Genomic DNA, 15,450 nt, shown 5'->3' with positions numbered 1-15,450 from the left:
GAAAAGGTCGACCTTAGAAGGTACGACCGATTTCAAATTGAATATTCTTTGTTTCATCGCCTTCTTTATCATTCAATGGATATGCATAGCTGAGAGACAATGGACCAATCATCGTAATCCAAGTAAAGCCTACGCCCACGCTATAGCGCATGTTATCAAGCTCGAAACCGAAGTTGTCTTTACAGTATTGCTTCGCATCTACACCAGCATCAGTTTTACTTCCAGTCATATATAACTGACCAGATGGAACATCACACTGTGTATCAAACACTTGCGCACCTTCAGCAAAGATAACTGGGCGAACTTGACGTGTCCAATCTCCTTTAAATGGTAAAGGCAAAGCCAATTCTGTACCAAATTGGATCAATGCGTTACCACCCACTTCCTCATAGTCATTATCTTTAGATCTTGATTCACTATAAGTTACGCCTGGGTATTTCGGACCTAAGGTACTGTTATCATAACCACGTACCGAACCAAAACCACCTGCATAGAAGTTTTTATAGAATGGTAAATCATTACCATAACCCAACTTACCATAGCCACGTAACACAAAATCTTTCGCAAGCGGGAAGTACGCCTGAGCATCATATGTCAGCTTTTGATATTCAACATCACTACCGGGTAATGCAATTTCACCATTAATACGATGCGACATACCAGATGTCGGGAACACCGGACGGTTTAAGGTGTTATATGACCAACCCAAGTTTAAGTTATACGTTAGGAAATCACCGTTAAATTCATTATCATAATCAACAGTCTGACCATTACATTTCGTACCAGTTATTTTTGTTGGATTAGCAGTATCCTCATACAAGTTTTCTATAGTACCAATACAAACATCTTCAGCTTTGCCAGTTGCCTTACCGCCATGCGCCAACAAGTAATCACGTACATAGGTCGATACATACGGACCTGTGGTGACTTCAGTTTGGTCGATGTTTAAACCCGCACTGATGCTTTGGTTTTCATCAATTGGATAACCGAAGTTAATACCACCACCAAAACTGTCCGTCACATAGTTATTGACGTTATAGTCTTCATCCAACTTGGTTTTACGGTAGTACATGTTATAACCACGACGTACACCATCAATCGTAAAGTACGGGTCCGTCACACTTAGGTTGTAATAATCTTGTGTTTCTGAGCGGGATAAATCAATAGCAACAGAGTTACCTGTACCCATGAAATTGGTTTGACTTAAACCCGCTTGGAAGGTTATACCACCGCTTTGCGAGAAACCAACTGCTAAAGTACTGGTACCTGAGTGCTGCTCTTCAACATTAATATTTAAATCAACTTGGTCGGCTGTGTTCGGAACACGTGCAGGCTTGATATCTACAGTCTTAAAGAAGCCTGTACGCTCTAAACGAACTTTAGATAAATCAATTTTCTCATTACTTGCGAGTGCACCTTCCATTTGGCGCATTTCACGACGTAATACTTCATCCGCAGTTTTCGTGTTGCCGGTAAAGTTAATACGACGCACAGTTACTTGCTGACCTGGATTCACATAATAATTTAAATCCACCAGATGAGTTTCTTTATCAATCTGAGGCACGACGTTCACTTCTGCATAGTAATAACCTGCATTACCGTATTTACGTAGAAGCAACTGTTTAACCGCATTCACTTTTTCTTGTGAATAGATATCGCCATCTTTATATATTTGTAACGCTTTCAGCTCTGCTGGCGTGTATAAAGCATCGCCCAAAAATTTGGTTTCGCCAAATTTAAACTGTTCGCCTTCATCCACTGAAACTTCAACAAAAATATTCTTTTTATCTTCACTTAAATTTAAGCTTGAGTGATTGATATTAAAGTTGATATAGCCTTTGTTTAAATAAAGTGCACGTAAAGACTCTAAGCTTGCAGCCATCTTTTCACGTGCATAACGGTCATTACGTGAAATAATGGACGTCCAACCACTTTCTTTTACCGCAAACGCTTGTTCAATTTCGCTTTCTTTAAATACCGTATTACCAATAATATTGATATCTACAACTTTTGCAGCCTTACCTTCAACAAATTCAATAGTAAGATCTACACGGTTATTCGGCTTCGCTGTTGTCACAACTTTAACATCAGCATCATAACGACCTTGCTGCATGTACTGTTGTTCAAGCTCAGACTCAACCGTCTGTAGCGCTGATTTTTTCAGCACTTCACCTTCGGTAATCCCCATCTTCTTCAAGCCTTCTTCCAAGGCCTCTTTAGGAATGAGTTTATTACCTTTAAATTCAACTTTAGAAATTAGTGGACGTTCGACAACTTTGAAAACCAGCGTATCACCCTGCTTTTCTGTTTTAATGTCATCAAACAAACCTGTTGCATATAAACTACGAATGGCATTGGCAAGTGCTGCATCGCTCACACGATCCCCACTATTCAACGGAATCATTCCATAGATATTTGCTGGCGTTAAACGAACAAGTCCATCAACCTTAATATCACGTACTATATAATCTTCTGCTGCATATACTTGTTGTACTGTTGCCATAGCACTGATGAGCGCCAAAGGCATAAATAAATGTGTGTGCTGCATGCCAGTTTTTTCCGATGTAAAATTTAATTCCGTATCTACGCTTTTTTACAAACGCATAAAATCATTGAATAGTGCCAAAAGCATCATACTTCCGAGCAATACCATACCAATTTTTAAACCAACCAATTGTATTTGTTCAGAAACAGGTTTACCACGTATTAGTTCTATAAAATAATAGACCAAATGTCCACCATCAAGCATAGGAATAGGCAATAAATTTAATATCCCTAAACTTACACTCATCAATGCCATAAATGAGATAAAAGTTTGCCAACCCATTTCCGCACTTTGTCCTGCGACTTTGGCAATCGTGATCGGTCCTGATAGGTTGTCTAGACCAATCAAACCGCGCACCATTTTTACAATCGAGTTCAAAATCATACTCGACAGTTGACCGGTTTTATCTACCGCCATCATGAAGGCTTCGGCAGGATTATATTGTATCGTTTGTTTATATTCTGTAGGAATACTGATTTTCCCAGGGTCACTTTGTACACCTAAGACACCAGAAACCTTGCCCATATTGTCGCGTTTACCTTGTGGCATCACTTCAAGTTGTACCAATTGATTTTGACGAAGCACATCAATTTTTAACAATTTCTCAGGCGAGGCTTGAACCACTTGTACCACATCAAACCAATCATTCATCTTGATGCCATCAATTGCGACTATTTTGTCACCTTGCTGCATACCCTGACGAATGGCTGCGCCATCTTCGCTCAACTTAGTTACAACCGCAGGAATTTTAGGTCGATAAGGCGTAAAACCAAGAACATCAAGCGGAGATTGTGTTTGATCTTTCAAGAAGTTTTGAATAGGCAAACTAAATGTCTTAACTTGTCCCGCACGTTCGGCCTGAATTTGGATTGATCCTGTTTCGCCCACCCGATCAACCAAGGCAAAATTCAATTTTTCCCAAGTGGGTGTCGTTAAGCCATCAACAGCGGTAATTTTATCGCCCACTTGCATTTGAACTTGTGCGGCAGGTGTATTAGGTAGCACTTTACCCACACGTGTATTCAACTGCTCTTGTGCAGGCAAAAACAAAATCCAAAACAGAAAGATTGCAAATGCCAAGTTAATCAATGGGCCAGCTGCAACAATTGCGATACGCTTCCAAGGTGACTGACGATTAAATGCTTTGGGCGCATCCTCTTCAGCAACATCACCTTCACGTTCATCCAGCATTTTAACATAACCACCCAAGGGCAATGCCGAAAGCTGATATTGAATACCTGACTTTTTAGAGGTCCACTTTAAAACCGTCGGTCCAAAACCAATGGAATAAACTAGAACTTTTACGCCCAATTTACGCGCAACAAAATAGTGCCCAAACTCATGTATTGCAATAAGTGGGCCTAAAAGCAAAATTGCCGCAACAATCATAAACAAGGCGCTCATGCTTAAATTCCTATATTCACCACATATTGCTGAGCAACATGGCGTGCGTTTCGATCGGCTTCTAAAATAACATCAAGTTGTGTTGCTGCTTGATGTGGGATGGTATTCAAAGTGTGTTCAACAATAGCAGGAATATCCATAAACCCCACCTGTTGATTTAAAAATGCAGCAACCGCAATTTCATTGGCTGCATTTAAAATCGCAGGGGCTGTACCCCCAGTTTTCATCGCTTGACGTGCCAAGCTTAATGCAGGGAATCGATGCGTATCAGGCGCTTGGAAATCCAACTGATGATTTTTAAATAAATCTAAAGCTGGAACATGGGTTTGAATACGCTCAGGCCATGCTAACGCATGTGCAATCGGCGTACACATATCAGGATTTCCCATTTGCGCCAATGTTGAACCATCCACATATTGCACCATGGAATGAATAATACTCTGCGGATGCACAACTACTGTAACAAAATGTTCTTCGATTGAAAAAAGATGACAAGCTTCAATTAGCTCTAACCCTTTGTTCATGAGGGTCGCCGAATCAACCGAAATTTTCTGCCCCATGGACCAATTAGGATGTTTGCACGCCTGTGCAGCCGTTACATTATGTAATTCATCTAAACTATGCTTAAGAAATGGCCCACCGGATGCGGTCAGAAGAATACCAGAGACTCCGAGTTTCGGCTGTCCGTGACGCTCAGCTTGTAAGTAGGTCTGCGGCAAGCATTGGAAAATTGCATTATGCTCAGAGTCCACAGGCAGTAAAAGAGCCTGATGATCATGAGCAGCCTGCATCATGATGTCACCCGACATCACCAGCGCTTCTTTATTTGCCAAAAGAACACGCTTTCCTGCCTTTACCGCTGCTAGCGTCGGCATTAAACCTGCCGCGCCAACAATGGCCGCCATTACCACATCCACTTCTGGATGTTCAGCAACCGCGATAAGGCCTGCCTCATCCGCCAAAATTTCAATGTTTTGTAAATTGGCTGCGACTAGGAGCTGGCGCAGTTCATCCACTTTAACTTGAGGTACAACTGCAATTTTAGGTTGAAACTGCTGACAAATATCAACAAGTTCTTGCATCCGACTATGTGCCGTAACAGCAAACACAGAGTAGCTTTCAGCATGTTGTTGCAATATTTTTAAGGTGCTCTGCCCAATCGAGCCCGTCACACCCAAAATACAAACAGATTGAGACATTTACAAATCTACGCCAATAAGTTTTAACACATATACACCCGCAGCAAAGATAGGTGCAGCAGCCAGTAGCGAGTCAATACGATCCAACACCCCACCATGCCCTGGCAAAATACGACCTGAGTCTTTAATTCCAGCACGACGTTTAATCATAGACTCAAACAAATCACCGAGCACCGAGCTAAATACAGTCACTACAGATAAAATAAGAAATAATAAATGCTGTGCGTACGTTAGGTCTAAATAGAGGATTTCAACAGCGACCACGATGATCATGGCTGTAATCACACCACCATAGAGACCTTCCAACGATTTATTTGGACTCACTTCAGGTGCAAGTTTACGTTTACCCAGTTTACGCCCAACAAAGTATGCCCCGCTGTCAGCACCCCAGACCAATAAAAACAGGTACATCAGCCACCATGGAGACATCTTCCAGAGTGCAAAAATAGCGGTCACAGCTGAAGATATCAGAACAATACCAACCACCTTAAGGGTTGAATTATACCAAGCATCATAATTTGGATAGGATTTAACCCAATACAGGCTGAGCAGCCAACATAGGATAGAGGCAGCCCAAAGTAGAAGCGCAATATCGGTAAAGTATAAAGCAAGTGTAGCAAGGCCAGCACTTAGTAAACCAAAACCCCACACTAGAGGTTTATTAACATTTTTTGTTGTACGGGGCATGAGTTTAAACCACTCATAGCCTGCAACCCCTGCCGCAATAATCATCAGCACAAACATTGGATAGTGTGACTGGGTTGCAAACATACAACTCAGTACAACGGCCACCAAAACCAATGCGGTTATAATCCGCTCTAACATTTATTAGTTCTCAATTTTATCTTGTAGAATTTGTTCCGTCGTTTTCCCGAAACGACGTTCACGCCCACCAAATACAGCCAAGGCGTCATCAAACTCTTCTACACTGAACTCTGGCCAAAGAGTTGGAGTGAAGTAAAGCTCTGCATAAGCTGCTTGCCACAACATAAAGTTCGATAAACGAAAATCCCCACCTGTACGAATCAATAGATCCACAGCCGGTAAATCACTCAAACTTACGTATTGGCCAAAAATATGTTCATCAATTTGCTCAGGATCTAACGCTTGAGATTGAACAGCAAGCGCAATCTGCTTAGCCGCATGCGCCATATCCCACATCCCACCGTAACTAATTGCGATGGTCAAAGTCATCTTGTCGAAATTAGCAGTGTCTTGTTCGGCATGCAACATTAAGTCACGCAATTGCGGAGATAATTTAGAACGATCACCAATAAAACGTAAAGACATTTGATATTGATGCATACGAGGCAACTGTTCATGAATCGTGTCTTCCAACAGTTTCATGAGCAAATCAACTTCAGCTTGAGGGCGCTTCCAATTTTCACTCGAAAAAGCAAAAACGGTTAATGCTTGAATATTTCTTTTTCGACAATGCTCTACAATCGGGTCCAGGACATTTTTTCCTTCACGGTGACCATCGCCCTTTTGCATTGCATTTTTTTTGGCAAAACGATTGTTGCCATCCATGATGATGGCAACATGTTTTGGAAGAGTAAGCTTATCTTCTGAATCGGTCATTATACAAATTAGACCTTCAACAGCTCAGCTTCTTTATTCGCAAGACGTTTGTCGATTTCAGCAACAAACTTATCTGTGATTTTTTGAATATCATCAGATGCACGACGTTCATCATCTTCAGAAATTTCTTTTTCTTTCAACAATGCTTTGATGTCGCCCAGTACATCACGGCGAATATTACGTACTGCAACTTTTGCATTTTCAGCTTCGTTACGCGCAATTTTTTGCATGTCACGACGTGTTTCTTCCGTCAGTGCAGCCATTGGAACACGAATCGCATCAGCCGTAATCGGATTTAAACCCAAATCTGATTCACGAATCGCTTTATCAATTGCCGCAACCATGGTGCGCTCAAATGGCTGAATCAACAATGTACGCGAGTCTTCAACACCCACGTTTGCCACTTGGTTTAATGGCACATCTGAGCCATAGTAAGGAACCATTACCCCGTTTAAGATAGATGGATGCGCACGTCCAGTACGAACCTTGGCAAAACCGTGTTCTAACGAGTCAAGTGACTTGTTCATACGGTCTTCTGCGTCTTTTTTAAGATCGTTAATCATGTGATCTTCCTTACTTAATTCGAAAAGATATAAATTCTAAAATAGCGTGTAGTATAAAGAGCTTTCGAGGTCACGTACATTAGTTCGTTACGTGAGTACCCTCTTTTTCGCCCATAACCACTGAAAGCAATGAACCTGCTTTATTCATGTCAAAGACTTGAAGCGGTACATTGTGGTCACGACACAAACAAATCGCGGTTAAATCCATCACACCCAATTTCTCATCTAACACTTGGTCAAAAGTTAAGGTGTCATATTTAACAGCATCATCATATTTGCTTGGGTCTTTGTTGTAGACACCATCAACTTTCGTTGCTTTTAGGATCAGGTTGGCTTCAATCTCGATACCACGTAAGCATGCTGCTGTATCTGTGGTAAAGAACGGGTTACCTGTACCTGCGACAAACACACAAACTTCACCTTGTGTTAGGTGACGAATCGCATCACGGCTTGAGTATGATTCAACCACAGCACCAATTGGCAATGCTGACATCAAACGGGTTTTGATATTACGACGTACCAAAGCATCACGTAATGCCAAACCATTCATCACGGTTGCAAGCATACCCATTTGGTCACCGGTTACACGACCAACCAAACCATCTTTTTGTAATTGACTACCGCGATATAAATTACCACCACCCACAACAATCCCGACTTGCACACCCAAACCCACCAAGTGCGCAATGGCCAAAGACATTTGATCAAGTACTTGAGCATCAATACCCATATCTTTATTTCCAGCCAATGCTTCGCCAGAAAGTTTCAGTAAGATGCGTTCAAAACGTGGTTTTTTAGAATCCAACATCGCAATAACTCCAATATCTAAATTTTAAAATTTTATTTGTGTCTTAATTCGATTTAATCGAAATCAACTGTGCATACAGATCATATTCATCTGCATCGGTAATTTCGACTTCTAACAAATCGCCTGATTTAATCTGGCTTTTATCAATATCTTCCACAAAGACATTGCCATCAATTTCAGGAGCATCTGCGTATGAGCGTGCAATCGCAACTGGGAATTCTTCATCCAACTCATCGACCAGCACCGTCATTTTCTGACCAACACGCTTTTGAAGTTTGGCAGCAGAAATCGCCTGTTGCACTTCCATAAAGCGTTCATAACGCTGTTGCTTAATCTCTTCAGGCACGTGATCTGGCAAGTCGTTTGCTGTCGCACCCTCAACAGGTGAATAGGTGAAGCAGCCTACGCGATCAAGTTGTGCTTCTTTCAACCACTCAAGTAAGATTTCAAAATCTTCTTCAGTTTCGCCAGGGAAACCCACAACGAAGGTTGAACGAATCACCAAGTCAGGACATTTTTCACGCCACAGCTTTAAACGCTCAAGTGTATTTTCACTATGCGCAGGTCGTTTCATTAGTTTTAAAACTTTTGGGCTGGCATGTTGGAATGGAATATCCAAATAAGGCAAAATTTTACCTTGTGCCATCAAGTCAATCACTGCATCCACATGTGGATATGGATAGACATAGTGCAAACGCACCCAAATACCCAGTTGACCTAAGGCCTCACACATGTCATAGAACTTCGTCTTAACAGGTTGACCATTCCAAAAGTCTAATTTGTATTTGGTATCGAGCCCGTAAGCAGAAGTATCTTGGGAGATAACGAGTACTTCTTTTACACCGGCACGTTTAAGCGCAGCCGCTTCTTCTAAAACAGAACCGACTGGGCGAGACACTAAGTCACCACGCATACTTGGAATAATGCAGAAGGTACAACGATGGTTGCACCCTTCTGAGATTTTTAAGTACGCATAATGCTTCGGCGTTAAACGAATCCCTTGTTCTGGAACAAGGTCAATAAATGGGTTGTGTTTTGGTGGCTCAGGCACGTATTGGTGCACGGCTTCCATCACTTCTTGATATGCAGCCGCCCCTGTCACTTTTAAGACATTTGGGTGCATTTGGCGAATTTTGTCTTCGTCTTTACCTAGGCAGCCCGTAACGATTACACGACCGTTCGCACTCATGGCTTCGCCAATGGCATCTAAAGACTCTTGCACTGCAGATTCAATAAAACCACAGGTATTTACAACAACTAAATCCGCACCATCATAATCTGATGCTACATCATAACCTTCAGTCTTCAACTGAGTTAAAATTCGTTCGGAATCAACCAATGCCTTAGGACAACCTAAAGAAACAAAACCGACTTTGGGGGATTTCATGAATCTGCGCTCCACTAGAATGCGCGTATTGTATGTCTTTTCTGTTTATAAAAACAGATCGATTCCACACTCTTTGTTTAATGCACCAAAATAAAACCAACACTGTAGTAGACTTAATATAACGCACCATTTTAAGTCACTTTCAGTTTACTTGATTTTTAGAATCCGCTATATCTTTAGCTAATCGTTCATTTACAGCGCATTCCGCAAAAAAAGTGTGCTCATTTCACTATACAAAATCAAAGTTGGCGTGCATTTTGCTTTATTTGCATCAATTCAGTCCGCTATTTGGAACGGTTAATGCTTTATCAAGATGCCATTGCGCTATTTTAATACAGGATACATTCGCTAATGGATCACCCTATTTCTATCGACTATCGCCTTTTAGTGGACAATTTGACCACTGCGATTCTATTGGTCGACAGTAAATTAAATATTTTTTACTTAAATTCCTCTTGCGAAGCATTATTTGATATCAGCCTTTTACGTGCCTCTGGCCAACCTGCACTTAATTTACTCCATGCACCCAATGATGAGTTCAATACAGAAGAAGCTCTTCTCAATACTTTAAACTCGGGGCAACACTACACCCGTCGTGAAGCCATCATTAAGGTCAACTTTAAAGATATTCATGTTGACTATACCGTGTCACAGCTAAATTCAAATAAACCCTATCATCCTTTGCTTTTAATTGAGATCAATCCGATTGATCGGATGCTCAAAATTTCCAAGGAAGAAAACTTCTTACAACAACATCAGGTTGCACGCCAACTGATTCGCGGTGTTGCACATGAAATTAAAAATCCGCTAGGCGGAATTCGCGGTGCTACACAACTTTTAGCACGTAGCCTCAATGATCCTCAATATAGCGAGTTCACCGACATTATTATTAGTGAAGTCGATCGCTTACGTAATTTAGCAGACACCATGCTTGGTTCACGTCAGCTCCCAAGTTATGAGTTGGTCAATGTACATGAGCCTTTAGAGCGTGTTCGCTCACTCATTACCAACCAAACCAAAAAGAAAATTAAGATCACCCGTGATTATGATTTGTCATTACCTGAAGTCATGGCCGATCGTGATCAACTGATACAAGTTATGCTGAACATTAGCGTCAATGCAGTGCAAGCCATGACTGAAAATAAAGAGTTCTTTGTCGACCACCAACCTGAACTAATGTTACGCACCCGTATTCAACGTTTAGTGACCATCAATGGTGTACTGCAACGCTCTGTGGTACGGATTGATATCGAAGACAATGGTCCGGGCGTTCCAGAAGAAATTTTAGAATCCGTGTTTTACCCACTGGTCACGGGTCGTGCTAAAGGCACAGGACTGGGTTTAAGTATTGCGCAAAATATTATGCATCAACATAACGGAATGATTGAATGCCAATCTGTTCCCGGAAAAACAACTTTTAGCTTATATATACCTTGGGAGTTAAACCATGTCGCGAAATAAAATATGGGTAATTGATGACGATCGCGCCATGCGCTGGGTGCTGGAAAAAACGTTCAAAGAAGAAGGTTTTGACGTCACAAGTTTTGAAGAAGCTCAATCTGCTTTAGACCAACTCAGTTTAGATGCACCCGATGTGATCTTGACCGATATTCGTATGCCCGGCATAGATGGCTTAACTTTTTTAGCGAAAGTTAAAGCCAACTATCCTGATCTACCTGTCATTATTATGACGGCTCACTCTGACCTAGAGTCTGCTGTTTCAAGTTATCAAACAGGCGCATTTGAGTATTTACCCAAGCCTTTTGATATTGATGAAGCCTTAGCTTTAGTGAATCGTGCGATTTTGCACATCACCAAAATGCAGCAGCAAGAATCGGCAAAAACGGTACCACCGATTCAATCGACCGAAATCATTGGCGAGTCTCCTGCTATGCAGGAAGTCTTCCGCGCGATTGGTCGTTTGTCTCAATCACACATTACAGTGCTGATTAATGGTGAATCTGGTACAGGTAAAGAGTTAGTTGCGCATGCGCTACACCGCCACTCACCACGGAGCAGCAAACCTTTTATTGCACTCAACATGGCCGCGATTCCCAAAGACCTAATTGAAACAGAGCTTTTTGGTCATGAGAAAGGTGCATTTACTGGCGCCAATACCCAGCGCCAAGGTCGCTTTGAACAGGCCAATGGTGGAACGCTGTTTTTAGATGAAATTGGCGATATGCCTTTTGAAACACAAACGCGTTTACTGCGTGTCTTGGCTGATGGCGAGTTTTACCGTGTTGGTGGGCATATCCCAGTAAAAGTAGATGTACGTATTGTCGCGGCAACGCACCAAGACTTAGAAAAATTGGTACATGATGGTCGCTTCCGTGAAGACTTATATCACCGTCTAAACGTGATTCGCATTCACATTCCAAAACTGGCGCATCGTAGCGAAGACATCCCAATGTTAGCGCAACACTTCTTGGCACGTGCAGGCAAAGAATTAGGTGTAAGCCCTAAAATCCTTCGTCCTGAAACGCAAGAATATATGCAACAGCTGCCTTGGCAAGGAAACGTACGTCAGCTCGAGAACACTTGCCGCTGGTTAACGGTCATGATTACAGGACGTGAAGTTTATCCTGAAGACTTACCATCAGAGCTGAAGCAAATTCCAATTACCCGCTCAGGTGAAGATGCGCAAGCCGCGCAAAACTTAGATCGGATTGCAGTCCACCATTGGGATGAGTTGTTGGGTCAATGGGCTGTGCAAAAGCTGAAAAATGGCGAGATGAAAATCCTCGATATCGCAACCCCAATGTTCGAACGTACATTGATCATTGCTGCGCTGCAACAAACCCGTGGCCGTAAACGGCATGCGGCTGAGTTACTCGGTTGGGGGCGTAACACCCTTACGCGTAAACTTAAAGAGCTAGGTATGGATACCGCAGATGATGAAAGTGAAGAAGAAGCTTTAGAAAACTAAGACAGATTCAAATAAAAGCGCCGCAATGGCGCTTTTATTTATTAAGCCGTAAAGCCTAAATAGCGTGAATAGCCTTCAACACCAAGTGGTGCTTTTAACATGATAAATTTTGGGTAACTGGCTTGAGTTAACTCTTCAAACATAATCACTTGATCATCATGTGCATGGAGATCATCAACACTGCGCTGCATGGTCGCTTCAAATTCATCTGTGATATATTCAAAACCAATGTCCATCGCAATAAATAAGGTATGCTCACAAGGCTGAACGTATTGTTCCTGAGACCAATCAATTACCTGTTGTTGGCAGTGTGGACACGCTACGGGATCTGTCGCTTCACAGTCTAGTGGGATCAATTGATAAGTCATAATTTAGTTTTTAAACAAAGATGCTGCGAAGTTTAGCATAGGATAAAGTACCTAGAATAATCATGTCGACTTTAGAAAAAGCCATTGCACTGGCTGCAACCCAACATGCGGGGCAACTCGATAAGGGCGGACAACCTTACATCTTGCATCCACTTCGCCTCATGTTGCAATTTTCCAATCCCACCCTACAAATCATTGCGGTGTTGCATGACATTTTGGAAGACACCGCAACGACTGCTGAAGACTTAAAAGCGCTTGGCTTTAGTGCCGAGATCATTCAATCCATACAAGCACTGACCAAACAAACAGGTGAATCACGTTTGCAAGCGGCTAAGCGCACTGTATTAAACCCTCTTGCAACCCAAGTGAAATATGTTGATGTACTCGATAATATGAACCTTACGCGCATAAACAATCCAACAGCACACGACTTTGCACGACTTGAAGAATATAAAGTGGTGCTTGAAATACTCAAACAAGCGAAAACTCAGCGAAACCCTTAAAATAGCTGAGTATTTTCAATTAAATCTCTACAATTTCAAAATTGACAAACTGCAACGATCACTTTTTAATTAAGCCTATCGTTGCACAAATGGACATCGTGAATGTTAAGCGATTTAGATGATTTTTATTGTTTTGCTCAAGTGGTTGAACATGGTGGTTTTAGCGCAGCCGAACGCGCAACAGATATTCCTAAATCCAAGCTCAGTCGACGCGTGTATAACCTCGAAGAGCGCTTGGGTGTACGCCTAATTCAACGCAGCTCTCGCCATTTCGCAGTGACCGATATTGGTATGAATATTTACCGTCATGCGCAAGTGATGATGAATGCCGCACAAGCCGCACACGATTTGGTCGATCATCTCAGTTTACAACCGCGTGGCATCATTAAACTCAGCCTGCCAGTATCGATTGCACAAAACGAAATTGCACGTATTTTACCGAGCTTCTTAAAAACCTATCCCGAAATTAAAGTACAAATGATGGTGACCAATCGCCGTGTGGATATTATCAACGAAGGTTTTGATATTGCCCTTCGCGTCCGCTCCAATCTAGACGATGATCCAAGTTTGGTAATTCGTAAATTTGAAAATATCGAGCAGCATTTATTTGCCAGCCAAGCCTACTTGAATGAATTTGGCGAACTGAAACAACCCGAAGATTTAAGCCAACATCATATACTCAGTATGGTCGACGAGCATTTAGATCAACATATCATCGTGCATAACGATGCACAGCAACAAAAGAAAATACGTGTCAATCCTGTAGTGATGGGCTCTGATTTGAGTATGCTGGCTCAACTGGTGCGTAAAAACTGCGGTATTGCCTTACTTCCAGACAGCATCGTACAAGATATGGTGAAAAGTGGTGAGCTGGTTCGTGTCCTGCCCGACTGGAAAGCACCACACGGTATTTTTCATGCGGTGTATCCTTCACGTCGTGGTTTATTGCCTGCTGTCCGCGTGTTTATTGACTATTTAATTGAACACCTTAGCTCAAATAAATCACTTTAAACTCTACACATGCTCAATGACATTGAGCCAATCCATGAGGCAAAAAAAAGAGCTTAACCGAGGTGGATAAGCTCATAAACTTTCAAAATAAGAAACTACAGCGAGTATCTTGGAAACAATTTTAGTGACAAAATGAAGTCTAGACCAATAGCTTGCATGTATAAGTTTTAATCATATAAAATCAAAAACCCGATAAATAAAGGGGTTCAGAAATATCAGTGATTGCTTTTAAGACTTAATTTAGCTTTTAGACCACAAAGCTAGACCAAAGTCTAAAATTTAACCACCTACAAAACATCAACTTAAATTTCTGGATAAGTGCCCGTACCTTCAGGCCAAGGTGATAGTAACTCAAAACCTGTTTCAGTCACGAGTACCATATGCTCCCACTGCGCAGTTAAAGACTTATCTGCAGTCACGACTGTCCAACCATCCTTAAGTTCTTTGACATGCGCTTTGCCCATATTAATCATCGGTTCAATCGTGAACACCATGCCCGCTTTAAGCTGCATCCCCTTACCTGGTTGACCATAGTGCAATACGCTTGGCTGTTCGTGATAAACCTTGCCGATACCATGACCACAATACTCGCGTACCACACTATAACCTTCACGGTGCGCAACTGTTTGAATGGCATAACCAATATCACCAAGCGTTGCACCTTGCTTCACAGCATGAATACCTGCAACCATCGCCTCATAAGTCGTATCGACTAGCTTTTTGGCTTCTGGTTTCACTGTACCCACGTAATACATACGACTGGTATCACCAAAGTAGCCATCTTTAATAATCGCCACATCAATATTAATAATATCGCCATCTTTGAGTACAACATTCGGCGATGGAATACCGTGACAGACTACTTCATTTGGAGAAATACAGGTGGTTTTGGTATAGCCATGATAACCAATATTGGCAGGCGTCACTTTTAAGGTATTTACAATGAAGTCATGACAAATATCATCCAGATATTCAGTCGTGACACCCGGCTTTACATGATCACCAATCATCGCTAAAACTTCGGCAGCCAAACGACCAGATATACGAAGTTTTTCTACATCTTGTTCAGTTTTTATGCTCACATTTAAGCCACGCATTGAAATATCCTCAATTATGAAGTCGCAAGTATAGACCTTTTCTCAATATTTTTGT

The 15,450-nt window shown here is 41.8% G+C and carries 14 protein-coding genes; 4 read left to right on the top strand and 10 right to left on the bottom strand.

What is annotated here, in order from left to right; genetic code table 11:
- Positions 1 to 13: 13 nt before the first annotated feature.
- The 8 genes from bamA to rimO form a co-directional block, all read right to left on the bottom strand.
- Entirely contained in the window at positions 14 to 2,503 is a 2,490-nt protein-coding gene (bamA, locus tag F986_RS15110) for an outer membrane protein assembly factor BamA (RefSeq protein ID WP_406935415.1), read from the bottom strand.
- 90 nt (positions 2,504 to 2,593) lie between these two features.
- Positions 2,594 to 3,949: an RIP metalloprotease RseP gene (gene rseP / locus F986_RS15105; protein ID WP_004696568.1), complete on the bottom strand. Its 1,356-nt coding sequence runs from the start codon at positions 3,947 to 3,949 to the stop codon at positions 2,594 to 2,596.
- 2 nt (positions 3,950 to 3,951) lie between these two features.
- Positions 3,952 to 5,148: a 1-deoxy-D-xylulose-5-phosphate reductoisomerase gene (ispC, locus tag F986_RS15100; RefSeq protein WP_004696566.1), complete on the bottom strand. Its 1,197-nt coding sequence runs from the start codon at positions 5,146 to 5,148 to the stop codon at positions 3,952 to 3,954.
- Positions 5,149 to 5,973 carry a phosphatidate cytidylyltransferase gene (locus F986_RS15095; protein ID WP_004696564.1) on the bottom strand — a complete coding sequence of 275 codons (825 nt, stop codon included), beginning with the start codon at positions 5,971 to 5,973 and terminating at the stop codon, positions 5,149 to 5,151.
- A 3-nt stretch (positions 5,974 to 5,976) separates the two neighbouring features.
- Positions 5,977 to 6,729 (bottom strand): polyprenyl diphosphate synthase, encoded by a 753-nt coding sequence (gene uppS / locus F986_RS15090; RefSeq protein ID WP_004696563.1) that lies wholly within the window; start codon positions 6,727 to 6,729, stop codon positions 5,977 to 5,979.
- An 8-nt stretch (positions 6,730 to 6,737) separates the two neighbouring features.
- A complete protein-coding gene (gene frr, locus F986_RS15085; RefSeq protein WP_004696560.1) occupies positions 6,738 to 7,292 on the bottom strand; it encodes a ribosome recycling factor in 555 nt (184 codons plus the stop codon).
- 79 nt (positions 7,293 to 7,371) lie between these two features.
- Positions 7,372 to 8,100 (bottom strand): UMP kinase, encoded by a 729-nt coding sequence (pyrH, locus tag F986_RS15080; RefSeq protein ID WP_004696558.1) that lies wholly within the window; start codon positions 8,098 to 8,100, stop codon positions 7,372 to 7,374.
- A gap of 43 nt (positions 8,101 to 8,143) precedes the next feature.
- Positions 8,144 to 9,487 carry a 30S ribosomal protein S12 methylthiotransferase RimO gene (rimO, locus tag F986_RS15075; protein ID WP_004696556.1) on the bottom strand — a complete coding sequence of 448 codons (1,344 nt, stop codon included), beginning with the start codon at positions 9,485 to 9,487 and terminating at the stop codon, positions 8,144 to 8,146.
- A gap of 351 nt (positions 9,488 to 9,838) precedes the next feature.
- Here rimO and glnL point away from each other — a divergent pair, with 351 nt between their 5' ends.
- Both glnL and glnG read left to right on the top strand, forming a co-directional pair.
- A complete protein-coding gene (glnL, locus tag F986_RS15070; RefSeq protein ID WP_004696555.1) occupies positions 9,839 to 10,948 on the top strand; it encodes a nitrogen regulation protein NR(II) in 1,110 nt (369 codons plus the stop codon).
- Positions 10,935 to 12,416: a nitrogen regulation protein NR(I) gene (gene glnG, locus F986_RS15065; RefSeq protein ID WP_004696552.1), complete on the top strand. Its 1,482-nt coding sequence runs from the start codon at positions 10,935 to 10,937 to the stop codon at positions 12,414 to 12,416. The genes glnL and glnG overlap by 14 nt, the downstream gene beginning before the upstream one ends.
- 41 nt (positions 12,417 to 12,457) lie before the next feature.
- On the opposite strand, the gene F986_RS15060 is transcribed toward glnG, so the two are convergent.
- Positions 12,458 to 12,784: a hypothetical protein gene (locus F986_RS15060; protein ID WP_004696551.1), complete on the bottom strand. Its 327-nt coding sequence runs from the start codon at positions 12,782 to 12,784 to the stop codon at positions 12,458 to 12,460.
- Between the two features lie 62 nt (positions 12,785 to 12,846).
- Between F986_RS15060 and F986_RS15055 the strand changes: the two genes are divergently transcribed.
- Both F986_RS15055 and F986_RS15050 read left to right on the top strand, forming a co-directional pair.
- On the top strand, positions 12,847 to 13,287 hold the full coding sequence (locus F986_RS15055) for a hypothetical protein (RefSeq protein WP_004696548.1): 441 nt from the start codon (positions 12,847 to 12,849) through the stop codon (positions 13,285 to 13,287).
- A gap of 102 nt (positions 13,288 to 13,389) precedes the next feature.
- Positions 13,390 to 14,298, top strand: a complete 909-nt coding sequence (locus F986_RS15050; protein ID WP_004696547.1) for a LysR family transcriptional regulator — start codon at positions 13,390 to 13,392, stop codon at positions 14,296 to 14,298.
- Between the two features lie 302 nt (positions 14,299 to 14,600).
- On the opposite strand, the gene map is transcribed toward F986_RS15050, so the two are convergent.
- Entirely contained in the window at positions 14,601 to 15,395 is a 795-nt protein-coding gene (map, locus tag F986_RS15045) for a type I methionyl aminopeptidase (RefSeq protein ID WP_004696545.1), read from the bottom strand.
- Between the last annotated feature and the right edge of the window lie 55 nt (positions 15,396 to 15,450).

The sequence above is a fragment of the Acinetobacter johnsonii CIP 64.6 genome (assembly GCF_000368045.1).
GTDB lineage: Bacteria > Pseudomonadota > Gammaproteobacteria > Pseudomonadales > Moraxellaceae > Acinetobacter > Acinetobacter johnsonii.
This window is presented reverse-complemented; position numbering and strand designations above follow the sequence as displayed.

Coding starts and splice junctions, on each gene's coding strand:
- ispC (WP_004696566.1), bottom strand. CDS start 5,148: ATGTCTCAATCTGTTTGTATTTTGGGTGTGACGGGCTCGATTGGGCAG.
- F986_RS15095 (WP_004696564.1), bottom strand. CDS start 5,973: ATGTTAGAGCGGATTATAACCGCATTGGTTTTGGTGGCCGTTGTACTG.
- uppS (WP_004696563.1), bottom strand. CDS start 6,729: ATGACCGATTCAGAAGATAAGCTTACTCTTCCAAAACATGTTGCCATC.
- pyrH (WP_004696558.1), bottom strand. CDS start 8,100: ATGTTGGATTCTAAAAAACCACGTTTTGAACGCATCTTACTGAAACTT.
- rseP (WP_004696568.1), bottom strand. CDS start 3,949: ATGAGCGCCTTGTTTATGATTGTTGCGGCAATTTTGCTTTTAGGCCCA.
- bamA (WP_406935415.1), bottom strand. CDS start 2,503: ATGGCAACAGTACAACAAGTATATGCAGCAGAAGATTATATAGTACGT.
- F986_RS15060 (WP_004696551.1), bottom strand. CDS start 12,784: ATGACTTATCAATTGATCCCACTAGACTGTGAAGCGACAGATCCCGTA.
- map (WP_004696545.1), bottom strand. CDS start 15,395: ATGCGTGGCTTAAATGTGAGCATAAAAACTGAACAAGATGTAGAAAAA.
- frr (WP_004696560.1), bottom strand. CDS start 7,292: ATGATTAACGATCTTAAAAAAGACGCAGAAGACCGTATGAACAAGTCA.
- F986_RS15055 (WP_004696548.1), top strand. CDS start 12,847: ATGTCGACTTTAGAAAAAGCCATTGCACTGGCTGCAACCCAACATGCG.
- glnL (WP_004696555.1), top strand. CDS start 9,839: ATGGATCACCCTATTTCTATCGACTATCGCCTTTTAGTGGACAATTTG.
- F986_RS15050 (WP_004696547.1), top strand. CDS start 13,390: ATGTTAAGCGATTTAGATGATTTTTATTGTTTTGCTCAAGTGGTTGAA.
- rimO (WP_004696556.1), bottom strand. CDS start 9,487: ATGAAATCCCCCAAAGTCGGTTTTGTTTCTTTAGGTTGTCCTAAGGCA.
- glnG (WP_004696552.1), top strand. CDS start 10,935: ATGTCGCGAAATAAAATATGGGTAATTGATGACGATCGCGCCATGCGC.